The 22297-nt window shown below is 62.0% G+C and carries 20 protein-coding genes and 1 pseudogene; 15 read left to right on the top strand and 6 right to left on the bottom strand.

Annotated features, from left to right (window positions below; translation table 11 throughout):
* Window position 1 precedes the first annotated feature (1 nt).
* Window positions 2-904, bottom strand: a pseudogene (locus tag IFT54_RS19325) (tyrosine-type recombinase/integrase); the annotation flags it as partial.
* 296 nt (window positions 905-1200) lie between these two features.
* Here IFT54_RS19325 and IFT54_RS19320 point away from each other — a divergent pair.
* On the top strand, window positions 1201-1737 hold the full coding sequence (locus tag IFT54_RS19320; RefSeq protein ID WP_192071838.1) for a J domain-containing protein: 537 nt from the start codon (window positions 1201-1203) through the stop codon (window positions 1735-1737).
* A gap of 865 nt (window positions 1738-2602) precedes the next feature.
* On the opposite strand, the gene IFT54_RS19315 is transcribed toward IFT54_RS19320, so the two are convergent.
* Window positions 2603-3298, bottom strand: coding sequence for a GntR family transcriptional regulator (locus IFT54_RS19315; protein WP_192071837.1), 696 nt, complete (start codon window positions 3296-3298; stop codon window positions 2603-2605).
* A 99-nt stretch (window positions 3299-3397) separates the two neighbouring features.
* Between IFT54_RS19315 and IFT54_RS19310 the strand changes: the two genes are divergently transcribed.
* The 5 genes from IFT54_RS19310 to IFT54_RS19290 are packed head-to-tail and all read left to right on the top strand — an operon-like array spanning window position 3398 to window position 8259.
* On the top strand, window positions 3398-4000 hold the full coding sequence (locus tag IFT54_RS19310; RefSeq protein WP_192071836.1) for an amino acid synthesis family protein: 603 nt from the start codon (window positions 3398-3400) through the stop codon (window positions 3998-4000).
* Entirely contained in the window at window positions 4000-4824 is an 825-nt protein-coding gene (locus tag IFT54_RS19305) for an alpha/beta fold hydrolase (protein WP_192071835.1), read from the top strand. Before IFT54_RS19310 ends, IFT54_RS19305 begins: the two co-directional genes overlap by 1 nt.
* A gap of 2 nt (window positions 4825-4826) precedes the next feature.
* Window positions 4827-6305, top strand: a complete 1479-nt coding sequence (locus tag IFT54_RS19300; protein ID WP_192071834.1) for an aldehyde dehydrogenase — start codon at window positions 4827-4829, stop codon at window positions 6303-6305.
* Window positions 6306-6316: 11 nt separating this feature from the next.
* Window positions 6317-6820 carry a flavin reductase family protein gene (locus IFT54_RS19295; RefSeq protein ID WP_192071833.1) on the top strand — a complete coding sequence of 168 codons (504 nt, stop codon included), beginning with the start codon at window positions 6317-6319 and terminating at the stop codon, window positions 6818-6820.
* Window positions 6817-8259 (top strand): NAD-dependent succinate-semialdehyde dehydrogenase, encoded by a 1443-nt coding sequence (locus tag IFT54_RS19290; RefSeq protein ID WP_192071832.1) that lies wholly within the window; start codon window positions 6817-6819, stop codon window positions 8257-8259. The genes IFT54_RS19295 and IFT54_RS19290 overlap by 4 nt, the downstream gene beginning before the upstream one ends.
* Before the next feature lie 52 nt (window positions 8260-8311).
* On the opposite strand, the gene IFT54_RS19285 is transcribed toward IFT54_RS19290, so the two are convergent.
* The 3 genes from IFT54_RS19285 to IFT54_RS19275 are packed head-to-tail and all read right to left on the bottom strand — an operon-like array spanning window position 8312 to window position 10043.
* Entirely contained in the window at window positions 8312-8713 is a 402-nt protein-coding gene (locus IFT54_RS19285; RefSeq protein ID WP_192071831.1) for a carboxymuconolactone decarboxylase family protein, read from the bottom strand.
* Complete coding sequence (locus IFT54_RS19280; RefSeq protein WP_192071830.1) at window positions 8710-9006, bottom strand: DUF1330 domain-containing protein; 297 nt, start codon at window positions 9004-9006, stop codon at window positions 8710-8712. Before IFT54_RS19280 ends, IFT54_RS19285 begins: the two co-directional genes overlap by 4 nt.
* Window positions 9006-10043, bottom strand: coding sequence for an LLM class flavin-dependent oxidoreductase (locus IFT54_RS19275; protein ID WP_192071829.1), 1038 nt, complete (start codon window positions 10041-10043; stop codon window positions 9006-9008). Before IFT54_RS19275 ends, IFT54_RS19280 begins: the two co-directional genes overlap by 1 nt.
* 117 nt (window positions 10044-10160) lie before the next feature.
* Here IFT54_RS19275 and IFT54_RS19270 point away from each other — a divergent pair, with 117 nt between their 5' ends.
* The 3 genes from IFT54_RS19270 (at window position 10161) to IFT54_RS19260 (ending at window position 14125) form a co-directional block, all read left to right on the top strand.
* Entirely contained in the window at window positions 10161-11570 is a 1410-nt protein-coding gene (locus IFT54_RS19270) for a purine-cytosine permease family protein (RefSeq protein ID WP_192071846.1), read from the top strand.
* A gap of 50 nt (window positions 11571-11620) precedes the next feature.
* Window positions 11621-12763, top strand: a complete 1143-nt coding sequence (gene ribB / locus IFT54_RS19265; protein ID WP_192071828.1) for a 3,4-dihydroxy-2-butanone-4-phosphate synthase — start codon at window positions 11621-11623, stop codon at window positions 12761-12763.
* Window positions 12764-12826: 63 nt separating this feature from the next.
* Window positions 12827-14125, top strand: a complete 1299-nt coding sequence (locus tag IFT54_RS19260) for a hypothetical protein (protein WP_197984755.1) — start codon at window positions 12827-12829, stop codon at window positions 14123-14125.
* 241 nt (window positions 14126-14366) lie between these two features.
* On the opposite strand, the gene IFT54_RS19255 is transcribed toward IFT54_RS19260, so the two are convergent.
* On the bottom strand, window positions 14367-15818 hold the full coding sequence (locus tag IFT54_RS19255; protein ID WP_192071827.1) for a serine hydrolase domain-containing protein: 1452 nt from the start codon (window positions 15816-15818) through the stop codon (window positions 14367-14369).
* Between the two features lie 398 nt (window positions 15819-16216).
* Here IFT54_RS19255 and IFT54_RS19250 point away from each other — a divergent pair, with 398 nt between their 5' ends.
* The 6 genes from IFT54_RS19250 to IFT54_RS19225 all read left to right on the top strand — a co-directional run bounded on the left by IFT54_RS19250 (window position 16217) and on the right by IFT54_RS19225 (window position 22113).
* Window positions 16217-16423 (top strand): ParD-like family protein, encoded by a 207-nt coding sequence (locus IFT54_RS19250; RefSeq protein ID WP_183935792.1) that lies wholly within the window; start codon window positions 16217-16219, stop codon window positions 16421-16423.
* A 1-nt stretch (window position 16424) separates the two neighbouring features.
* Window positions 16425-17204, top strand: a complete 780-nt coding sequence (map, locus tag IFT54_RS19245; RefSeq protein WP_192071826.1) for a type I methionyl aminopeptidase — start codon at window positions 16425-16427, stop codon at window positions 17202-17204.
* A 493-nt stretch (window positions 17205-17697) separates the two neighbouring features.
* The gene (locus IFT54_RS19240) at window positions 17698-19854 is read left to right on the top strand and encodes a TonB-dependent siderophore receptor (RefSeq protein WP_244649283.1); all 2157 of its coding nucleotides are present in this window, start codon (window positions 17698-17700) and stop codon (window positions 19852-19854) included.
* Complete coding sequence (locus IFT54_RS19235) at window positions 19851-20165, top strand: hypothetical protein (protein WP_056677997.1); 315 nt, start codon at window positions 19851-19853, stop codon at window positions 20163-20165. Before IFT54_RS19240 ends, IFT54_RS19235 begins: the two co-directional genes overlap by 4 nt.
* A complete protein-coding gene (locus IFT54_RS19230; RefSeq protein ID WP_192071824.1) occupies window positions 20162-21757 on the top strand; it encodes a PepSY-associated TM helix domain-containing protein in 1596 nt (531 codons plus the stop codon). Before IFT54_RS19235 ends, IFT54_RS19230 begins: the two co-directional genes overlap by 4 nt.
* The gene (locus IFT54_RS19225; RefSeq protein WP_051916716.1) at window positions 21754-22113 is read left to right on the top strand and encodes a DUF3325 domain-containing protein; all 360 of its coding nucleotides are present in this window, start codon (window positions 21754-21756) and stop codon (window positions 22111-22113) included. Before IFT54_RS19230 ends, IFT54_RS19225 begins: the two co-directional genes overlap by 4 nt.
* The last annotated feature ends 184 nt before the right edge of the window (window positions 22114-22297 follow it).

The raw sequence follows: 22297 nt of genomic DNA, 5'->3' as shown, positions 1-22297 counted from the left end.
GCCCGGCGGGTGGCTTGCCCTCCATCAGCGCCATCAACCGGTCAAGCGGACCGGTCACGGCATGGATCGTGCGCGTGGCGACCTTGGTATAGAGCGCGGTCGTTTCGAGCTTGCTGTGCCCGAGCAGCACCTGGATGACGCGGATGTCGACGTCCTGCTCGAGCAGGTGGGTGGCGAAACTGTGCCGCAGCGTGTGCGGGCTGACGCGCTTGCGGATCCCGGCCGCCTCGGCAGCCTCATGAACGGCGCGGTGGAGCTGTCTGGTTGAGATCGGATCGGTGTAGCTGCGCCCCGGGAACAGCCAGCCGTGCGGCAACAGGACACTGCGCCGCTTGCCCTCGCGCCACCAGAGCCGGAGCAGTTCAAGCAGTTGCGGCGACAGCATCGCGTTACGGTCCTTGCGGCCCTTGCCCTCCTCGATGCGGATCAGCATGCGCTTGCTGTCGATGTCGTCGGCTCTGAGGTGTGCGACCTCCGACACCCGCAATCCGGCGCCGTACGCGACGCCCAGCACGGCGCGGTACTTGATGCCCGGTGCCGCCTCGAGCAGCCGCCCTACCTCCTCGACGCTCAGCACGTCGGGCAGCTTCCGGGGACGAGGCGCGAGGACCAGCCTGCGCGACAGGTCGGGCCGGTCGAGCGTCACGCCAAACAGGAACCGCAGCGCCGATACCGTGGCGCCGATGACGGCCTCTCCGACACCGTGCTCGCGCTGGTGAAGCTGGAAGCGCCGTACGTCCTCGGCAGTCGCGGTCTCCGGCGAGCGTCGCAGGAACGCCGCGAAGGCGCGAACGTGGCGGACATAGTCGTGCTGGGTACGCGACCGCATTGAGCGCATCGCCATGTCGTCGAGCATCCGCTGGCGCAGCGGCGTAACGGACTGTTCGGTGGGTAGAGTCGCCATGGAGAGTTCCTCTCGTTGAAGGAACTCCATCGTCTCCCGCCGCTGCCGCAGAACCAAACCTCAGCGCCGCTGCGCTACCTCAACCGCCACCACCACTGCCGCGCAGCGGCTTCGTGCAATGGGTCAACGCCTAGGGGTGGCGTAGTGTCGTCGAAAGCACGAAGTTGCGGATGGGAATGGCAGCCGCCTGACTGTTGGCGCCCAAAGCCGCCCTTTGGATCACCGAGAAGGCCTGGGTTAGATCACGGACCAGGCGGACTTTTCTTTTTCGCGTTTTAGCCGCAAGGAACGGCTAGATGGCTCTCTCACCCGACTATTATTCTGTTCTAGGGGTGCCCTCGACGGCAAGTCGCGACACTATCCACGCCGCGTGGAAAGCGCTGCTCCGTCAATATCACCCCGATGCCAATCATGGAGCGGACGTTTCTGCTCGTGCAAAAGAGATCAACGAGGCGTATTCCGTTTTGGGGAAGAAGGAAGCACGCGCCGCCTATGATCGGTCGCAGATCAGGCCGTCTGCCCACCGATCGACTACGGACCGCCCGTTTCACCCCAGGAAAGCCGGCAGACGCCCGATGCGACCTAGCCCGTCGATGCAGCCCAGCGATAGCTTCTCGCAGCCGCTACAGCCCAACGAATGGCTGATGGGCCTTTTCCTGCTGATCCTTACCGCCGCACCGATCGCTACAATCCTGGTTCTGTGGAATGAGGAATCCGGATTGGCACCTACGGTTCGACGTAGCGTCACCGCTCATCCCGTGCCCAAGCCACCTGCAAAAGCCGTCCGCAGCTCATCGGGCACAAAACTCGGCCTTCGACAGCCTGCTTCTTAAACTATTGCCCAGTCGCGACATTCGAGTTCGCAGGGTCAGGCGCCAAAAGTCGTCGTAACGCGGAGATGAACAAGCGGCCGAAGTTGGGAAGCTGGGAAGGGGGCGGGGACGTCTGCTTCTTGGTCGACGTGTTGATGGGTGGGGCCGGTACCGACTGGTCCCGCCAATCACTGCTTCGGGGTGCTGAGATTACGCGGATCCAGCAGCCGTCTTCAAGTTTTTTCCGGTTCGTCCGTCCTTCAGGAACTTCGAGGCGGCCTCGCCAGCCATTTCGCTTTTATACTTTTATGTAGCCTTGCCGACGGCGTTCCTATCGCGCGCGCGCCTACCGGTGCGTTCGTTGTGGCATGGATGGCAAACCAAATCGCATTTTGACATCTCGTCCAGTATTGCAACGTCAGAACAGCCTTGAGACACCATATCCGAAATGTTGGCGCGTTTATCAGTGCCTGGCCGGTGGTCGCACTCCAGCGGTTTATCAAGTTTGCTTTGGTGCTCGTTGCAATCCGAACAGCGGCCGCCTCGACGGTCAATTTCGGCCTGGCGGGTCTTCTCAGCACGACCCTTCGATGTCAGCGTAACCATGATCACGATCTTAATTGGGACGCGTTAATAACCCGTTTTCGGCGCTGACTGATATCTCGGCTTAAGAATTGGGCGGCAGCTTTTAGCGGGCTCAGCCATTCCGCGGATGGTAGGCGGATAGCGGCAAAGTTCCCAAACCTTGCCGCTCCGACCGTCGCTACTGTAACATGAACGAGCGGACGAAGTTGGGGGACTAGAGAGGGGTTCTGAACGACCGCAATTGGGTCGTTTAGTCGTCGAACTCGAATGCAAGGTGTGTCAAAAATCGGCGCTTATAGATTTATGCCTCGGATCCTTCGATTTCACGAAGTTTATCGCACGCGATCTTTGCTGCTTCTCGGACATGCTTTTGGCAAGCGGCAGCCGCTCCTGATGAATCCTGGCGTTCGATGAGATCGACCATTCCTGCTAGCCGTTTGAGCCCAGAAGCTTGCCGTCCAACGACCGATAGCGTCATCGCGCGTAACTGACTGATCCGACTGTTCAATCGTTGGACGATTTCCCAGGCGATGAGGTGTCCGCCTGTCTTGAAGATGATCTCGTAGAAACAGGTCGTCGCTCTTAACGCTCCAATCGCACTACGCTGTTCATGGGCAACGGCAATATCCGCCAGTGCCGACTTCAGTGCCGAGACGGTCACCTCTGTAGCGACGCGAGCGCACGCCGCGACCGCGGACGATTCGAGCTGGATGCGAATGTCGTAAATCTGTTCCGCCTGGTCGATCGTGATGATCCCCAAGCGCGGTCCCGACGGTGTTCCCTCAACAAGGCCTTCGGACTCGAGATTGCGAATAACCTCGCGGATCACCGACCGGCTTACCCCCAAGCGCTCGGCTAAATTGCGTTCCACCAAGCGTTCGCCAGGGCTGATTCGGCCTTCGAGAATAGCATCGCGAACGCGGTCGAGCGCGATCAGGCGCAGGGTCTGCGGCCGGGATTCGATCCGGTCCAGCATGTTTACGTCGTCATTCTGCATCAGCGTTGTTCCCTCAAAGATCACCATAAATGAACAATTGCCATTGTCCAATCAGGTGGTATACCAACAGACACCATACAGGCAGGAGGGTTGCTAGACATGGCATTAAGCATTCGAAAGATCGTCTCGTACGTTGAAGAAGTGCGTACCGAAGGCGGCAAGGAAGCCGGCACCCCGGTTACCACCGTCATGGTTGCAGCCGTTCTTCAGAACCCATGGGCCGGACGAGGCTTCGTCGAAGACCTTCAGCCCGAGATCCGCGCGTGCGCGTCCGACCTTGGTGCGCTGATCGTCGACCGGCTGATCGCGGCGATCGGCGGGGCGGACCGGATCGAAGCCTATGGCAAGGCGGCGGTCGTTGGCGCCGCTGGTGAGATCGAGCATGCCTCGGCGTTGATCCACACGCTGCGCTTCGGCAACCACTATCGCGAGGCGGTCGAGGCAAAGTCCTATCTGAGCTTCACCAACAAGCGTGGCGGGCTGGGAACGTCGATCCAGGTGCCAATGATGCACAAGGACGATGAGGGCCAGCGCTCGCACTACATCACCGGCGAGTTCTCGATTTCGGACGCCCCGCTTCCTGACGAGATCGTCGTCGTTCTGGGTGCGGCGGATGCGGGGCGGGTCCATCCCCGTATCGGGAACCGATATCTCGACCTGGAAGCTATCGCAGCCGAAAAGGCAGCGCGGCAGGCGTCGTGATGGCTTGCGTTCCCGACACGGTGAACGTGCCACTGTCCTACGACGATAGCGGCGGCACGGGGCCTGTGGTCGTCCTCATTCACGGTGTCGGGCTGTCTCGTGGAATGTGGGCGGCGCAGGTGCCGCTACTCGAGACAGAGTACCGCGTCATTGCCGTCGACATGCTTGGTCATGGCGATAGTGCGCGCCCTCCCGAAGATGCCGGTCTAGATAGCTTTGCCGATCACATTGTCGCGGTGCTGGATCATGCGGGGGTCGATCGGGCGACCTTTATCGGGTTCTCGATGGGGGCACTTGTCGCGCGCGCCGTGGCCTTGCGTCATCGCAGCCGGGTCGAGGCTCTCGTCCTTTTAAACGGCGTGTTCGATCGCTCGCCAGACATACGCTCGACTATCATGGCCCGTGTCGCCGATGTCGCCACAGACGGTCCAGCCGCGAACATCGATGGCGCGATCGAGCGATGGTTCAGCCCGGCGTTCCGCAACGTGAATGCTAGGTATATTGCGGACCTGCGCACGAGCTTCGTAGCCAACGACCCGGCCGGGTATGCGGTGGCCTACCGGTTGTTCGCAACCGAGGATTGCTATGGCGATGCGGAGCTGTCCACCATCAACGTTCCGACCCTCGTCGCGACCGGCGAATATGACATTGGCTCGACACCGGCGATGGCAAGGTCTTTGGCCGCGCGCATACCCGGCGCGGTCTGCCGGGTCGTGGAGAATGCGCGGCATATGATGCCGGTCGAAATGGCAGATGCGACCAACGCCCTCCTGTTGGATTTCCTGGCTACGATCGGGTGTCACCAACCCTCCTTGGGAGATTGAAGATGACGACCACCACGTTCCAGATGCTCGTGGGTGGGCAATCGGTCCCTGCCGTCTCGGGCGCGACCTACACCTCCCTCAACCCGGCGACAGGAAAGGCATGGTCTACGCTTCCTGACGGCGATGCGGCGGACGTCGATCATGCTGTGCGTGTTGCCGATGCCGCTTTCCGTTCAGACGAATGGCGCCGGCTGACTGCCAGCGCGCGCGGCAAACTCCTTCGGCGCCTTGGTGATCTAGTTGCCGAACATGCCGTCGAACTCGCAGAACTCGAAACCCGCGATAACGGGAAGCTAATCCGAGAGACGCGCGGCCAGCTCGCCTACCTGCCGGAGTTCTTCCACTACGCCGCGGGCCTGGCCGACAAGCTCGAGGGCAGCACGCTGCCGATCGACAAGACCGACATGTTCGCCTTCACCGTCCACGAGCCGCTTGGCGTCGTCGCTGCGATCGTGCCCTGGAACAGCCCGCTCTATCTGACCGCGATCAAGCTCGCGCCGGCGCTGGCGGCAGGCAATACATTGGTGATCAAGCCTTCCGAGCATGCATCGGCCAGCATCCTGCGCTTTGCCGAGCTAGTTGCGCTCGCCGGCTTTCCCGATGGCGTCGTCAACGTCGTGACGGGCTTCGGTGCAGGCGCAGGCGCGGCGTTGACGCGTCATCCGCTGGTTCGTCGTGTCGCTTTCACTGGGGGGGCCGCCACAGCGCGACATGTCGTACGAGCCACAGCGGAGAATTTCGCGAAGCTGTCGCTTGAACTCGGTGGCAAGTCCGCAAACATCGTTTTCGCCGACGCAGGTATTGGAAGTGCGGTGAATGGGGTCGTGGCCGGTATCTATGCAGCTTCCGGTCAGAGTTGCGTCGCAGGATCGCGGTTGCTGGTCCAGAACGGCATCTATGACAGGTTCGTCGCCGCGCTGCGCGAGCGCATCGCACGGATCACGATCGGCGATCCGCTTGACCCGTCTTCGGACATGGGACCGATGGCAACGGAACAGCAGCTCGGTGTCGTCGAGACAATGGTCGCGCGTGCCCGTGAGCAAGGCGTGACCGTGCTAACCGGCGGCAAGCGCCCCGAGGGTCACCCCGGCTGGTTCTACGAACCGACGCTGCTCGAATGTGGGTCCGTCGATCTCGACATCGTCCAGAACGAGGTGTTCGGGCCGGTCGCAGCAATCATGCGCTTCAGCGACGAAGACGAAGCGATCCGTTTAGCCAACGGAACCGAGTACGCATTAGCGGCCGGGATCTGGACACGCGATCTCGCACGCGGTCACCGGATGGCGCGCGACGTCCACGCCGGGATTGTCTGGGTGAACACCTACCGAGCCGTGTCGGCGATGGCGCCGATCGGCGGCTATGGCGCCAGCGGCTACGGCCGTGAGGGCGGTATCCACTCCGTCCTCGACTACACCGAACTCAAGACCGTGTGGGTGAACCTGTCGGATCAACCGATGGGCGACCCGTTCGTGATGCGATGAAGGAAAGAGACATGACTGCAAGTTCGATCGATCCCGCCGAGTTCCGCACCGCGATGGCCGGCTTTCCCAGTGGCGTGACGGTCGTCACAACGCTGGATACGGAAGGCGCGATCGCCGGGTTCACCGCCAGCGCGTTCAGTTCGCTTTCGCTCGATCCGGCGCTTGTGCTGGTCTGTCCTGCGCTGACGTCGGCAACATACCCCCATCTCGTCAGCCGTCAGAGCTTTGCGATTCACATCCTTGCGGCCGGGCAGCAGGACCTTGCCATGGCATTCGCATCGAAGGGCACTGAGAAGATCGCCAGTCTGGACTGGACGCTCAGCGAACTGGGCAACCCGGTATTGCCGGGCGTAGCCTGTGTCATCGAGTGCACGCTGTGGCGCGAGTACGAAGGCGGCGACCATGCCATCGTCATCGGCGCCGTCCAGCGTATCGGTCTCACCGATAGCCCCGTCCTCATCTACCACAAGGGCAGCATGACGGATCACCCCTCGCCGGTGCTGGAGGCGGCATGACGTTGTATACGCTTCATCCGTTCCGCGACCGTGCGTTGATCGACGGCCGGTGGGTCTCTGCGACGGGGCAGGGTAGTGCGGTGTACGATCCGGCGACAGGCGAGATCATTGCTTCCGTGCCGGATCTCGGGCGGCAGGAAGCCCAGCTGGCAATCGCGGCTGCCGAACGTGCGCTCGTAGGTTGGCGTGCCCGACCGGCGGGAGAGCGCGCGGACATCCTCATGCGCTGGTACGCGCTCATGCAGGACCACCGCGATGCGCTTGCCCAGATCCTCACGGCGGAACAGGGCAAGCCGCTCGCCGAAGCTGCGGGGGAGATTCTCTACGCCGCAAGCTTCCTGCGCTGGTATGCGGAAGAGGCGCGGCGCGTCGATGGGGAGATCATCCCAGCACCAAAGGCCAGCCAGCGCATCCTCGTCTGGCACGAGCCCGTCGGGGTGACCGCCGCGATCACGCCGTGGAACTTCCCCGCGGCGATGATCACGCGCAAGGTAGGCCCCGCGCTTGCAGCTGGCTGTACGATGATCTTGAAGCCGGCGCCCGAGACGCCACTGACCGCGCTCGCACTCGCCGCGCTCGCAGAGGAGGCAGGTGTCCCAGCAGGCGTCTTCAATGTCGTGACGGGCGATGCCCCCGCGATCGGCGGCGCACTGATGGACAGTCCGGTAGTCCGCAAGGTGTCGTTCACGGGATCCACGCCGGTCGGTCGCATGCTGTTCGCACAGGCGGCGCCTACGCTGAAAAGGCTGTCACTCGAGCTCGGTGGGAACGCACCGTTCATCGTGTTCGATGACGCCGACCTCGATGCGGCGGTCGACGGTGCGATGCTGGGCAAGTTCCGGAACGCCGGCCAGACGTGTGTCTGCGTCAACCGCTTCCTGGTCCAGGACTCCGTACACGACCGTTTCGTCGAGATGCTGCGGGAGCGGATCGCGAAGCTCGTGGTAGGACCCGGAACGGATCCTGACACTACGATCGGCCCCCTCATCAACGAAAAGGCCGTGATCAAGGTGGAGGATCATGTCGCTGACGCCGTGCGTCGCGGCGGTCGATTGGTGGCGGGGGGCAAGCGGGGGGAAGGTCTTTTCTATCCGCCTACGCTGATTGCGGACGTCCCCGCCGATGCAGCGATCGCGCGGGATGAAACCTTCGGTCCGCTCGCGGGCGTCATACGGTTCACGGACGAGGCGGAAGCGATCCGTCTAGCGAACGATACCGAGTTCGGCCTGGCGGCCTACGCCTATACGCGAGACATTGGCCGCGCGATGCGAGTGGCCGGTGCGCTCGAGTACGGCATGGTGGGTTTGAACGAAGCGGCCATCTCCACCGAGGTCGCACCGTTCGGCGGGATCAAGGCGTCGGGCCAGGGGCGGGAGGGCTCCCGTCATGGTATCGCCGAGTATCTCGAGTTGAAGTACGTGATGATGGGCGGGTTGTAGAACCGGAACCGAAGCCAGACGCGCCGCGCTCGCATCTGGCTTCGGCCACCGGTCAGCCTTGAAAACCGTCGATTTCCGCGAACACCTCTTTGGCGAGCCGAAAGCTGTCGACCCCGGCGGGCACGCCGACGTAGACCGCGATCTGGAGCAAGACTTCGCGCAACTCCTCGCGGGTCACGCCGTTCGTGAGCGCACCGCGGATGTGCGCCTTGAACTCGTGACCGCGATTGAGCGCGGCGATCATGCCCAGGTTGAGGATGCTGCGGCTGCGGCGGTCGAGGCCCGGCCTGTTCCAGATATGGTCCCAGCAATACTCCGTCGTCAGTTCCTGCATCGGCCAGTTGAAGTCGTCCGCGCCGGCAAGGGCCTTGTCGACATACGCATCGCCAAGCACCTCACGCCTGGTCTCTAGGCCACGGTCGAAGGCTTCGCTGGTCGTCCGCTCGCTCGTCATTCTGGCAATCCTTCCACGATGAGTATCTCGACTTCGGCCGCACCCGCACGGGCTTTTCGCGCCGCGGTGTATTCGGGCGATGCGTGACAGGCGAGCGCGGCGTCCATGCTCTCGAACTCGATGACGACGTTGCGCTGGCGGGGCTCCGGCCCCTCCAGCGCAACGGCTTGTCCGCCACGCGACAACAGCTTGCCGCCGTTGCCGATCAGTGCTGCTGGGCCCAACGCCATGTAGTCGGCATAAGCTTCGGCATCGGTCACATCGACGCGGGCGATCCAGTAGGCTTTGGGCATCAGGCGAACGCCGGCGCGACCTGATCGATGAACCGTCGGATCGAGTCGCGCTTCTCTTCGACCGACATCGTGTTGTCGAGCCAGATGCTGTACTCGTCGACCCCCATGGCTTCGTAGGTCTTGAGCCGTGCGATGACCTCTTCTGGTGTACCGATCATGATGTTCCGACGGAGCTGCTCGGGCACGAAGTCCGGGAACCGTTCGGCGTCCAACGGCGCGATGTCGTGATGGAAGCCGTTGACCGGGGGCTTCCTGTTGCTCGCCCATGCGCCGTAGTTGCGGAAGAACAGCGAGATCGCTTCTGCAGCGCGCTGACCGTCCTCGTCACTGGCCTGAACATGGGCGTGCTGAAGGATCATCAATTGGGGACGCGGTACATCGGGGCTCGCAGCGCAGGCCTCGTCGAACTTGCGCGCCAAATCCTTCACTTCGTCGTCATTCTTGAACAGCGGTGTCGCCATCACGCTGCATCCGTTCGCCACCGCGAACTTATGCGACTCCGGATCGCGTGCGGCGATCCAGATGGGCGGCGTCGGCTTCTGGACGGGCTTTGGCACGCTGGTCGACACCGGGAACTGCCAAATCTCGCCGTCATGGGCGTAGTCGCCTTCCCACAGCTTGCGGACCACCGGCACCATCTCGCGCAGATACTTGCCACCGTCGTTCGCCGAAACGCCGTTGAGCATGCGGTCGAACTCGAACTGGTAGGCGCCGCGTGCCAGCCCGATCTCCGCCCGGCCATTGCTGATCACATCGAGCATCGCCGCTTCGCCTGCCATGCGGATCGGATGCCAGAAAGGTGCGATGAAGGTACCTGCACCCAGCCGAATGTTCTTCGTCCGCTCGGCTACCGCGGCAAGCAACGGGATCGGATTGGGGGAGATGGTATATTCCATCGAATGATGTTCGCCGATCCACACTTTGTGGAGGCCGCCTTCTTCCGCGAGATCGCACAGGGCGAGCAATTCTTCGTAGAGCTGCCGATGCGAGATCGCCTCGTCGTAGCGTTCCATATGCAGGAAGAGCGAGAACTTCATCCGTCGATCCTTTCCTCAAGGGCCTCTTCGAGAGCCCGATATTTTTGTCTTGCGTCCAACCTTAGCAGGACATACCGTCCTATGGTATACCAAGAATCATAAGAGGACTTGCTGACCATGGCAACCCCAGGAGAGGCGCCAACCGCCATCGAGGCCAACAGCATCGGCTTCGTCCCGCTGGCTGAGAGGCATGGCCGCGTGCGTGATCTGTTCACGCTGTGGTTCACGACGAACATTGCGCCGCTGCCGGTCGTGACCGGCGCTATGGCCATCCAGGTTTTTGGCCTGTCGCTGGGATGGAGCATTTCAGCAATCATCCTTGGCCATCTGGTCGGCGCGTTGGTGCTGGCCGCCTGTTCGGCACAGGGCCCTCAGATGGGCTTGGCGCAGATGATCCAGAGTCGCGGTCAGTTCGGACGCTATGGTGCCCTGCTGGTCGTGACGTTTGCGACCCTATTGTATGTCGGCTTCTTCACCTCCAACATCGTGCTGGTGGCGAAATCGGTACATGCGCTCGTGCCCGGGATCGGACTGCCGGTTGGAGCAATACTGTGTGCCGCCGCAGCGGCCGGCATCGGTATTCTTGGCTACAACGTCATTCACCTGCTCAACCGGGTCGGCATATGGTTCATGGGTCTCGGCCTTCTGTATGCTGCCTTCAGGCTCGCCGATGGTCTTTCGGCAGAGATCGTGTGGCGGGGAGGCTTCACGATGGTGGGCTGGTTCGCGATGTTCTCGCTCGGCGCTGTTTGGCACATCTCCTACGCCTGCTACACATCGGACTATTCGCGGTATCTTCCGCCCAGCGTAGGCATTCGGGGACCGTTCCTCGCCAGCTTCGCCGGTGCAGCGCTCGGCGCCGCAGCGTCGTTCATTCTCGGTGCTATGGCCGTGGCGGGTGCCCCTGTCGGTGCCGACCCGATGACCCAGGTGAGCGGTGCCGTCGGCGCGCTCGCACCGATCCTGATGCTCCTCTTCATCTTCAACATCGTCAGCCACAACGCGCTAAACATCTACGGTGCCGTCCTGTCGCTCATCACGATGGCGCAGACGTTCTTGGCGTCGTGGATGCCGGGTCGGAGGGCACGCATCGTCTTGTCGGTACTGGTTCTGGGTGCCTGTCTCGTCGTCGCGACGACGTCGGCGGACACGTTCGTGCCCCGCTTCATTGGCTTCGTCATCGGTCTGATGGTCGTGCTGGCGCCTTGGGCGACAATCAACATCATCGACTTCTACGTCGTTCGAAAGGGCAAGTATGACATCGCCTCGTTCTTCGAAGCTGATGGCGGGGTCTATGGACGGCTGAACACGAAGGCCGCGATCGCCTATCTCGCTGGCATCGCGGTACAGCTGCCTTTCCTGACCTCCAGCCTGTATACCGGACCCTTCGCCTCTGCGATCGGCGGACTGGACATCGGCTGGCTCGTCGCGCCGATCGTCACCGGCGCGCTCTATCTGGGTCTTGGTGCCGGCAACACGCAAAGTCGCGTCAACATCGCAGCGCATGCTGAAGCCACCGTACGATGACATCGATCACGACCGCCATTGCCACTGACAATTTCAGCAGGAGGGAAACCATGGTTCCCGACACGATGATCCGCGCACGTCCGAACTTCCTGTCTTCGCCCGAGGAAATCATCGAGGAGGCACGCAACGGCCGAATGTTCATTCTCGTCGATGACGAAGATCGCGAAAACGAAGGCGACCTCGTCATTCCAGCGCAGATGGCGACGCCGGAAAAGATCAACTTCATGGCCACCTACGGTCGTGGCCTGATCTGCCTGGCCATGACGAACGAACGGGTCGATCAGCTTGGCCTCAAGCCGATGGCGCAAAAGAACGGCACGCGTCACAAAACGGCCTTCACGACCTCGGTAGAAGCCCGTGTGGGAGTCACTACGGGCATATCCGCCAATGACCGGGCACGCACGATCGCCGTGGCGATCGACTCTGCCAACGGTCCGAGCGAAATCGTCACGCCAGGTCATGTCTTTCCGCTGATCGCACGCGACGGTGGGGTTTTGGTCCGCGCTGGCCACACCGAGGCTGCGGTCGACGTCTCCAGATTGGCCGGGCTCAATCCGTCAGGCGTGATCTGCGAGATCATGAACGACGACGGCACGATGGCCCGACTGAGCGACCTGATCGGTTTCTCCCAGCTTCATAACCTCAAGGTCGGCACGATCCGCGACCTGATCGCCTATCGCCGTCGTCACGACCATCTGGTCGAGAAATGCACCGAGGTGAGGTTCAACAGCCGGTGGGGCGGAGAATGGCGGGCGATCACCTATCGCAACCGTGCGACCGGTACCGAACAGATCGCGTTGGTGAAAGGCGTGCTCGATCCCGAACAGCCGACACTGGTTCGGATGCATGCGATATCGGCGCTTACCGACATCTTTGCGGGCGATGGCCAGGGGATGGATGTGCTCGAGCGCTCGATGCGGATGATTGCGGAAGAGGGGGCGGGCGTCGTGATCGCGATCAACCGGCAGCGTGACGATCGTTTCTCGATGGCGCTGAAAGCACGAGCAGGCACCTTGTCGCCATCGGACATGGAGGAACTTCGTGATTACGGGGTGGGCGCGATGATCCTGACGGAACTCGGCGTCGAGCGGATGATCCTGCTGACGAACACGCACCGCACGCTGGTCGCGCTGTCCGGCTACGGACTGTCGGTAGTCGGCGAACGCAATCTGGTCGCAGCGCCAACCGACTAGCGGCCATGCACAACTGATATTCAAACGAAACAACGCGGAGGCTACTTCCGCGAAGGAGAGCGCATGCCTTGGACAACGCCGGTTCCGATCGTCATCGAACAGCAGTGCGTGCCGGGTGCCGCCTGTCCGAATGGGGCAGCTTCGCCCACCGGCAATGCCGATGCGGAAGGAGAGGTAACCCTTCCAGATATCCCTGCTACGAAGCCGGACGTGGCACCGATAGAATCGTCAAAGAAGGGACTGAAGGTAGGGGCCACGTTACGGGGACGGTATGATCTACGCTTCAACGACGTGTCCGGAAGCGGCGCGAAACGCACCTCGAGCCACCTCTCGTTCGATACCCTTGCACTGACGGCGGACTATACGTCCGACCGGTTCTTTGGCGCGGCGCAGTACAGATTCTATGGTGGCAACTTCATCTACGGAAAATCGGCCGGCTACCGGGAGTATCCGGGAGAGGTGCGCTTCCTGATGTACGCTTATGGTGGGGCCAGGCTCACCGAGTCCGACAGCATCACCGCAGGTATTCAACCGGTTCCTTTCGACGATCGATACTGGGGATCGTCGATACTCGACGACCTTGCGTTCGTTTACGGCTTTGAGGAGACCTATAATCTTGGTGTCAAGTTCCGCCACGAGACGCCGCGGTATCGTGTGGAGGTCGGGTTCTTCCCTTCCAGCGGGCCTGCCGGTGGCGGCATCAGTTCGGACTCGTCCCGCTACTCCACGAACATTTCCAAAGCCGACAGCTACGTGCCGGACGGTTCGCGTAACGACGAACGCAACATGCTGATCGGCAACGTCAGCTACACACTTGCGGCTACGAAGACCGTGAAGCTCAGTGCCACCATTTCCGGATGGCTGTCGACAATCCATAACTTTGATACGCGTGCTGACGGTAGTAAGCGCATCTTTGCGGCAAGCCTTACCGGTAGTAAAGGGCCTTGGCATGCAAAGACACTCGTAGCGAGGCAGGACATTGATCCGCGGAATCCGGGTCGTAATGACATGATCACCGTTGGAGGCTTCGACGCCTCCTATAACATCGCGACGAAAGGCACATATGTATTTGGCGAGTTGGGTCGATCCATCGACACCGGAAGCTTGCCGTTCAATGTTACGCCCTACGTCAACTACGGTCGCTTTTTTAAAGATGCAGCTGGCTTCAAGGATAGCGAGCGGCTCGATATCGGGGCGGTCTGGTCGTCAAAGAAGTCTCAGCGCATCAAGGTCTATTCTGAATTTCTGATTGGCCGAAATGACCCTTACGTTGGGGCGGGGCAGTTCATATCTGGCGCGGCTCAGGGTGGTGACGGTCGCCTGAAGAAATCGCTCTTGGTGATTTTCGGATACTCGATCTAGCTCGGGCTACTCTAGCCGCGCTTTATGGCTGCCATTTGGTTGGATCTCCTACGCTTCGAAAGAAGATGAACGGGCGTCCAGTTATGGGAAGTTGATCTTGAGCGCTGAACGTCGGCTTGTGGGTCGTGGGGGGCAATAGGGCAGGGCGGCCCCCTTTGACCAAACCCGATGATGCCCGGAGCAGGATCCGTGTCGAGAAGGAATTGTCCAGCTCAACGTTCCCAATAGGGAAGGTCAAAATTCAGGGTTTGGCATCCGTTTCTCGCGCGAACGGCCAGTCGAAAGATCCCATAACGAGCCGCCCAGTGGCCTTAGGCTCACCGCCCTTCATACGCAGCACCAAGTCGGTTGAAAGGACGAAGTAGCTGTCCGGTGCCGAGGCATAGAGAGGTTCGCTGACACCCTCCTTGAGTGAGATAGCCAAGCCCGTACCGTTCGCGGTGATCGAAAAGGAGCCGAGATCGGAGACGGTGTAGGTTCCGATCAGACGAGCGCGGATGTCGGCCGGGATCGGCACGCTCGCGCGCTCGATGCTGTGGTAGCTCGGCCAGCCGTAGGCGGCGGCCACGCTGCGGGTAATTTCCGATCCAATCTCGCCTCCCTGGGCACCGTTCGTCATGACCGCCACCCCGTCGCCCGACCCCGTATAGGCGACCACGAAGTTCTCATATCCCTCGTTGCTGCCGCCATGCGCGAAGGCGCGATCGGCAGGGGTCGGGTGGACTTCAAGGCCGAGGCCCCACTCCCCCTTGCCGGGCGTCAGCATTGCTGTTGCTAGCGATTGATCGAGAATGCTGCCCTTCTCACCGCGCGCACTGTCTCGCACGGCGATAGTGAAACGCAGCAAATCACTTGGCGTGCTCCACAGACCAGCGGCGGCCAATTCCGGATAAGTGTATGGGCCGCGGGGTACGGGCTTGCCCGACCCGTCATGCGGCCATGCGGCGGTCGCCAGCGAAGCGGCGTCGAGCGGCTGGGCAAAGCTGCTGCGCGTCATGCCGGCGGGCTGAAGCACCTCGTCTTGGAGAACCTCGGCGAATGGTCTGCCCGTCACATCGCCGATCAGCTTCTGAATAACCGTGTAGCCACCGCCGGAGTAGCGCCACATCGTCCCGGGTTTTGTATCCACGACAACCGGTTTGGTGTTTGCGGGGGCATGGCCGGCAAGCACGTCGTCGACGCTCGGTACCGCGACCCCGGCAGCGTAGCCGGGGAAGCCATGCACCGTGGTTCCCGCCGTATGCGACAGCAATTCGCGCAGCGTGACCTGTTCACCGGGCCGCGTCGGCAGCTTCCATCTTTTGAGGTGCGCGTTAACATCTTCGTCCAGCGTCAAGCGGTGCTGCTGGACGAGGCGCAACGCAGCGAGCGCCGTGATCGGTTTGCTGATCGAGCCAGCCTGGAACAGCGTAGATGGCGTTACGGCTGAGCCACCTACTCGCGTGATCCCGTATCCCTTAGACCATTCTACGGCACCGCCATGCAGAACGGCAACGCTGACCCCAGGCACATTCAGACGTCGCATCTCCGCTTCGATCGTGCGGCGCGGTGCCGGTGCACCCGCCAGCACAACAGCCGACGTCAGCCCCTGCTCGACCACAGCGATTTTAGATGGCGTGGGAGCAGCCTCTTTGGCTGCTGCGGGAATGGGCAGCAGGGCCATCATGTACGCCACTCGAACGAACTTGCTCATAGCCTCACCACCAAGTGTATTACATTGGCAATACGCATGATGCTATCCCGTAGCAAGTGTCCTCCGAGTGTTTTGGTTTCTTTTGAATGGTTTCCTGCGCCGAGATTCATTCTGCCATCCTCTTTGAGAAGGCTGGCATGGCAGCAGGCAGGGCCGACGCTTAGTACTTCCTACGCAGCCAACATGAATGAATGGCAGAAGGTGGTGGGCCGAAAAGAGGCGGCAAATGACCAGGTTTGGGTCTGGCCGGAAGCCGTGGAGCACGGGCACGTCCCCCAGAACTTGTCATCTTTTCTAGCCAACCGCAGCCCTAACTCAGTCGTTCGTTCATCACGCCCAATTGACCATGCAGCATACGATACGCATATGCTTCGTATGGTCGGTGTGAAGGAGCGGTTATGGGCATTGTGAAGATTGACGGCGCGCTACACGAAGAAGCTCGCAAGGCCAGCGCCGTGATGTGCCGCTCCATCAATGCGCAGGCTGAGTTCTGGATGAAGATCGGTATGCTTGCCGAAACGAACCCGACCCTGTCGTTTAACGAACTCGTCAAGGCACAGTTGGCCACCGTTCATGTTCACCTGATCGAAGCGGAAGCTGCCTGACATGGTGAAGACCTCTGACGAACTTGCGCTCATGCGCGTCTCCGGCAAACTGCTAGCCTCGGTCTTCGAGATGCTCGACGGGCAGGACCTGGACGGAATGTCGACGCTGCAGATCAACGATCTAGTCGAGGACTTCATCACCGTTGAGCTCGCGGCACGCCCTGCGAGCAAAGGGCAGTACGGCTTCAAGTTCGTCCTGAACTGTTCGATCAATCATGTCGTTTGCCACGGCGTGCCGAAGGACGACGAGATCGTTCGCGACGGGGACATCATCAATCTCGACATCACACTGGAGAAGAACGGCTTCATCGCGGACTCGAGCAAGACGTATATGGTTGGCGACGCGCCGCCCGCTGCGAAGCGGCTGGTACGCGTTGCGCAGGAAGCAATGTGGAAGGGCATCGGCCAGGTTCGACCCGGCGCTCATACTGGCGACATCGGCTTTGCAATCGAGCGTCACGCCAAAAAGCATGGCTACTCGGTCGTGCGCGAATTTTGCGGGCACGGCATCGGTCGCGAGATGCACGAGGAGCCGCAAGTCATGAATTTCGGGCGTCCGGGAACGGGGGTGCGGCTGCGCGAAGGCATGGTTTTCACGATCGAACCCATGGTCAACCAAGGCACCCGGAAGGTCTCTACTCAGGAAGACGGGTGGACGGTCGTGACCAACGATCAAAAGCTGTCGGCCCAATTCGAGCATACGGTTGCGGTTACTAAGGATGGGGTTGAGGTTCTGACGCTTCGGCAAGACGAGAGGCCGATGGCAGCGGGCGTGGCTTGACCCCGGAACGTCTGCTTTTGCTGCTGTCTTCCCAAGTGTGGCCAGACCCCATCTCTCCCTTTTTCAGGACGTGCAGACAGCTGATCCCGTCGCGGAAAGCTGCCGTCTAACGAGATGAACAAGTGGCAGAAGTTGGGAGACTGCGATGGCCTCTCGAACGTCCGGAACTGGGTCTAGCTGCTCTCCAATGCGTATCAAGATAGCTGGGCGGTGATGCCCACGCTGCACAATACATCACGCCACGGGCGTCCAGTCGCACCCATCGTACGACACTCATCCCTTCCTAATTATGACAAAACCGTTAGATTGATAGTGACTCGCAACAGCAATTCGCATAGAGGCCTCCCGTCAACGGGGGGTCGGTATGAGTTTTTCGAGTGTATTGCTGGCGAGCGCAGCGTTTGTCGGGGCGCCTTTGCCAGCTCCAGCTGAGGAGCCAACGACCATAGAAACGTCCACCGGATCGGACGATGCGCAGAAGTCCGAGGAAATCATGGTCATCGGCAAAAGCTATGGTCGTGCGGTCGGCAAGACCCTGACGCCGCTCAAGGACACGCCGAACACCATTACCGTGATCGATCGCGATCAGATCGAGGCGCAGAACCTGTTCACGCTGGAAGACGCTCTGACCGCGACCAATGGCATCACCGTCAATGGCGTCGGCAGCGAGGATCCTTCGTTCTTTTCGCGCGGGTTCGCGATCACCAATTACCTGATTGACGGCGTCCCGAGTTTTGCGTTCAACTTCCCGTCCGCCGTGCCGGACCTGTTCTTCTACGATCGGCTGGAAGTGTTGCGCGGCCCAGCTGGCCTGTTCAGCGGGTCGGGCAATCCGGCGGGCAGCATCAACATGGTGCGCAAGCGACCGCTCGACGGGTTCAGGATGCAGGCGAGTGCGGGCGCCGGTAGCTATGACAATCTCCGGTTCGAGCTCGACGTCTCGACGCCAATCGGCACCAAGGCGGGCTTGCGGTTCGGCGCGATGGCACAGGACCAGGATCAGTTCTTCGCCACCGCGCACCGCAACCGCATCGGCGGGTTCGCGGTCGGGTCGCTGGAAATCGGCGATCGCACCGCGCTTACCGTCGGCGGCTATTACGACCGCTTCCGCCCGGCGGTGCAGTCGGGCCTGCCCGGCATCATTGGCGGCGTTGACGGCAGCGACGGGCGGCTGCTCGACGTGAAGCGGTCGACCTATCTCGGCGCCGACTGGAACCGGTTCAACGCCGAGACCTGGACCGGGTTCGCCGAACTCGCGCACAGGATCAGCGATCGCTGGACGTTGCGCGCGACCGGCCTGTTCACCGACGTCGATCGCGTCGACATCTACAGCTATATCGGCAACCAGCCGGTCACCGCGACCACTGGTTCGACCAGCCACATCGCTTATCGCGGCGACAGCAAGCAGCAGACGCGCTCGTTCGACTTCAACGGCATCGGCAGCTTCCCGCTGTTCGGGCGCGACCAGACGCTGATCCTCGGCACCGATTATCAGGCAAGTTCGGGCACGTCGTATTTCACGCGGTTGTCCAATTATGCGCGGATCGACGTGTACAACCCGGTGTCGCCGTTCGAGCCGCCCCTGAACCCGTATGGCGCCTCGCCCTATTATCCGGTGCAGGGGACGGGAGCGACCTGTCCCAGTTCCAGCACCACGATCACACCCGCGCCCACCAATTGCGTGCTGCAGGTCTATGGCGGTTCCTCGACCGACGTCGAGCAGTACGGCATCTACGGGCAGATGCGGCTGAGCCCGCTCGCCGGCCTGACGCTCATCGGTGGCGGGCGCGTGACATGGTGGGATACCACGACGACCACGTTGCTGACACCAAGCGGTGTCTTGCCGCCGTCGACCCGCTACGGGATCGACAACCGCTTCACGCCCTATGCGGGTATTGTCTGGGACGTAACGTCGCAGCTCAATCTCTATGCGAGCTATGCCGACAGCTTCACGCCGCAGGCGGCACCGGTCGGCCGGGCACGTCCCGACGGGCAGCAGATCGAGCCGCTGGTCGGCGCGCAATATGAGGCGGGCACCAAGCTTTCGCTGATGAACGATCGCCTGCTGCTGTCCGCGGCGGCGTATGAGATCACACAGACCAACCGGTTGTTCAACGATCCCGACATTCAGACCGTCGTGCTTCAGACCGGCAAGGTCCGCTCGCGCGGTATCGAGGCCGAGGCGACCGGCGAGATCCTACCCGGCTGGCGGATCAACGGCGGCTATACCTACACCAAGACCAAGTATCTGGAAGACCAGACCACTGCGTTCGAGGGGCTGCCACTGGTGCCGATCGTGCCGAAGCACATGGTTAAGGCGTTCACCAACTACGCCCCGGTCGATGGGCCACTGGCAGGCGCGAGCCTTGGCGGCAGCGTGACGTGGTTCAGTTCGACCTATGGCGGCAATGCGGCGGTGTTCAACGCTGACGGTACGCTGCGCACCCGGTCCACCATCGTCCGCCAGCCAAGCTATGCGGTGCTCGACCTGCGCGCAGGCTATAAGTTCAACGAGCGCGTGGGTGTCTCGGTCAACGTCGCGAACGTACTCGACAAGAGCTATTACGCGCGCATCGCCGCCACCGGTCGCGGCAACTACTACGGCAGCCCGCGCACCGCGTTCGCGACACTTCGGTACAGCTTCGAATGACGGCGGGCGATGCGCATGCCCGTGCGCGCTGGGCGCGGCGCGGCGACATCGCGCTGCGCGTCGTCGCCTCCGTGCCGCTTGCTTATGCAACTGCGAGCCTGTGGGCGATGGCGCTTGCGCGGCTGCTGCCGGGGGATCGTGCCGAGGCGACCGTCACCGCCGCGCTGATCGCGCTCGCCTTGTGCGCGCTTGCGGCGATGTGGGCGTTCGCGGCCCGTAGCGGCTGGCGCGCGATTTGGACACTCGGCCTCGCAGCGGCAGTTGCGGCCGCAATCACGTGGATATCGATCGACGCGACGGGGCGGGTATGAGCAAGGGCTTCCGTCAGTCGCAGGCGTTCCTGCACACCTGGTCCGGATTGCTGCTCGGCTGGATCCTGTTCCTCGTCTTTGTCGCCGGCACGATCGCGTTTTGGCGCGAGGGTCTGAACCGCTGGATGCGGCCCGAGATCGCGCGCGTCGAACAGCCGATGCGCGTGCTGGCAGGGTCGCAAGCGTTCCTTGCTCGCAAAGCGCCCGATGCGAAGAGCTGGATCATCCCGGTAGCGACGGAACGATCGCCCGGTGCGCAGGTCGTCTGGGTGCCGCAGCCGAAGCCCGGCGAAGAGCATGGCAGGCGGGGCAGGCGAGGGCGCGGCGACACGCAGGCGCTGATCGGCGCCGACGGACAGGTCGCGCAGGCGCGCGAGACGCGGGGCGGGGATTTCTTTTACCGCTTCCACTTCGATCTCCATTACATGCCGGTGATCTGGGCACGGTGGTTGGTCGGATTCGCAACTATGATGATGCTGGTCGCGATCGTCAGCGGGATCGTCACGCACAAGAAGATCTTCAAAGACTTCTTCACGCTGCGACGTGCCAAGGGCCAGCGATCCTGGCTCGACGGACATAACGCGACCGCGGTGCTGGCGCTGCCGTTCCATCTGATGATCACCTATACCGGGCTGGTCACGTTGATGACGCTGCTGATGCCGTGGGCGGTCGTCGCCAATTATAACGATCAGAATTCCGTGTTCGCGACGCTGTTTCCGACCGCTTCGGTGGTCGAGCGGACCGGTCGTCCCGCACCGCTGATCGACCTGCGACTGATTGCCGCCGATGCCGAGCGCCGCCTCGCTGCCCCCGCCAGCTTCATTGAAGTCAGTGATCCCGGCGACGCCGCTGCGCGCGTGTCGGTCAGTCAGAGCGCCAGTTCGATGCTGTCGTCGCGGACACCGCGACTGACCTATGACGGCGTGACCGGGCGCCTCGTGTGGCGCTCGCCGCCACCGGGTGTGGCGGCCGAGACTGCCGGTGCGATGATCGGGCTTCATGCCGGACGGTTTGCGGGTAACGGAGGGCGCTGGCTTTATTTCCTGTGCGGGATCGCGGGCACGCTGATGGTCGCGAGCGGTCTCGTGCTATGGACCGTCAAACGTCGCGAGCGCCTGCCCGATCCGACCCGGCCGCATCTCGGGTTCCGCCTCGTCGAGCGGCTCAACGTCGCGGTGATCGGCGGTCTCCCGCTCGGGATCACGTGCTTCTTCTGGGCCAACCGCCTACTCCCGGTAGCACTTCGCGGACGCGCCGATTGGGAGATGCACATGCTGTTCATCGCCTGGGCTGCCGCGGCGCTGATGGCCTTCGTCGTCAGGCCGGCGTGCGTTTGGCCTTCGCTATTCGCGGTGACCGGCGTGCTGCTCGTCGCGTTGCCAATGTACGACGTCGTCGCGACCGATCGCGGGCTGTTCGCGTCGCTGGCGATAGGCGACCTGATGATCGCCGGCATTGATGCGGCGATCTTGGTCTTCGGAATAGCGTTTCTGCTGCTTGCCCGCCGCGTCGCGCAACATCGCCCCGTTGCAAAGCGCGTTCGCAGGGCTAGAACCGCCACCGCCTCTAAGGTTCCGGAGCCCGCCGAATGAGCATCCTGTCACTCCTGCTCGCCAGCGCCGCGTTCTTCCTGCTTGGCCTGGCGACCGAGGCGCATCATCGCCGTCGGTTCGGGGCATGTCCGCAGGCAGCGCGGTGTAAAATGTTGCGGACCGGCGGCTGGCTTTCGCTGGTTGTAAGCGTCGCGCCCGCGCTTCTTGCCCGAGGATGGATCTTCGGGCCGATCCTATGGGCAGGCGCGATCATGGCCGGCGCCGGGATCGCCTTCCTCGCGCTCAACTTCGTTCCCGCTCGTGCGATGCGCGATCCGGAAATCCCTAGCCCATCGGTGAGCGCTTCCAGCCGCCTGTGTAACGGATTGGCCTGCAGGTGCGGCGCATCGATCTGATGAATGATTGGCCGATATTGGGTAGCCGACAAGAGCCTACGAATGTCGGCTTGTGGATCGTGGGAGCCACAGTCATGCCGGAGATGTGATAGTCGAAAGCACCAGCTCAGCTCAAATTGACGTCTGATCGCGCCCACATCCGAACGTTAGAGGTAGGACTGCGAAGCCATTCCATAAAAGCGAC

Origin of the sequence: Sphingomonas sp. CFBP 13714 (assembly GCF_014842205.1) — a bacterium.
Taxonomy (GTDB): domain Bacteria; phylum Pseudomonadota; class Alphaproteobacteria; order Sphingomonadales; family Sphingomonadaceae; genus Sphingomonas; species Sphingomonas aerolata.
This window is presented reverse-complemented; position numbering and strand designations above follow the sequence as displayed.

Bases quoted from the DNA above. Each gene is read 5' to 3' on its own strand.
- IFT54_RS19320 (WP_192071838.1), top strand. From the start codon at position 1,201: ATGGCTCTCTCACCCGACTATTATTCTGTTCTAGGGGTGCCCTCGACG.
- IFT54_RS19315 (WP_192071837.1), bottom strand. From the start codon at position 3,298: ATGCAGAATGACGACGTAAACATGCTGGACCGGATCGAATCCCGGCCG.
- IFT54_RS19310 (WP_192071836.1), top strand. From the start codon at position 3,398: ATGGCATTAAGCATTCGAAAGATCGTCTCGTACGTTGAAGAAGTGCGT.
- IFT54_RS19305 (WP_192071835.1), top strand. From the start codon at position 4,000: ATGGCTTGCGTTCCCGACACGGTGAACGTGCCACTGTCCTACGACGAT.
- IFT54_RS19300 (WP_192071834.1), top strand. From the start codon at position 4,827: ATGACGACCACCACGTTCCAGATGCTCGTGGGTGGGCAATCGGTCCCT.
- IFT54_RS19295 (WP_192071833.1), top strand. From the start codon at position 6,317: ATGACTGCAAGTTCGATCGATCCCGCCGAGTTCCGCACCGCGATGGCC.
- IFT54_RS19290 (WP_192071832.1), top strand. From the start codon at position 6,817: ATGACGTTGTATACGCTTCATCCGTTCCGCGACCGTGCGTTGATCGAC.
- IFT54_RS19285 (WP_192071831.1), bottom strand. From the start codon at position 8,713: ATGACGAGCGAGCGGACGACCAGCGAAGCCTTCGACCGTGGCCTAGAG.
- IFT54_RS19280 (WP_192071830.1), bottom strand. From the start codon at position 9,006: ATGCCCAAAGCCTACTGGATCGCCCGCGTCGATGTGACCGATGCCGAA.
- IFT54_RS19275 (WP_192071829.1), bottom strand. From the start codon at position 10,043: ATGAAGTTCTCGCTCTTCCTGCATATGGAACGCTACGACGAGGCGATC.
- IFT54_RS19270 (WP_192071846.1), top strand. From the start codon at position 10,161: ATGGCAACCCCAGGAGAGGCGCCAACCGCCATCGAGGCCAACAGCATC.
- ribB (WP_192071828.1), top strand. From the start codon at position 11,621: ATGGTTCCCGACACGATGATCCGCGCACGTCCGAACTTCCTGTCTTCG.
- IFT54_RS19260 (WP_197984755.1), top strand. From the start codon at position 12,827: ATGCCTTGGACAACGCCGGTTCCGATCGTCATCGAACAGCAGTGCGTG.
- IFT54_RS19255 (WP_192071827.1), bottom strand. From the start codon at position 15,818: ATGAGCAAGTTCGTTCGAGTGGCGTACATGATGGCCCTGCTGCCCATT.
- IFT54_RS19250 (WP_183935792.1), top strand. From the start codon at position 16,217: ATGGGCATTGTGAAGATTGACGGCGCGCTACACGAAGAAGCTCGCAAG.
- map (WP_192071826.1), top strand. From the start codon at position 16,425: ATGGTGAAGACCTCTGACGAACTTGCGCTCATGCGCGTCTCCGGCAAA.
- IFT54_RS19240 (WP_244649283.1), top strand. From the start codon at position 17,698: ATGGTCATCGGCAAAAGCTATGGTCGTGCGGTCGGCAAGACCCTGACG.
- IFT54_RS19235 (WP_056677997.1), top strand. From the start codon at position 19,851: ATGACGGCGGGCGATGCGCATGCCCGTGCGCGCTGGGCGCGGCGCGGC.
- IFT54_RS19230 (WP_192071824.1), top strand. From the start codon at position 20,162: ATGAGCAAGGGCTTCCGTCAGTCGCAGGCGTTCCTGCACACCTGGTCC.
- IFT54_RS19225 (WP_051916716.1), top strand. From the start codon at position 21,754: ATGAGCATCCTGTCACTCCTGCTCGCCAGCGCCGCGTTCTTCCTGCTT.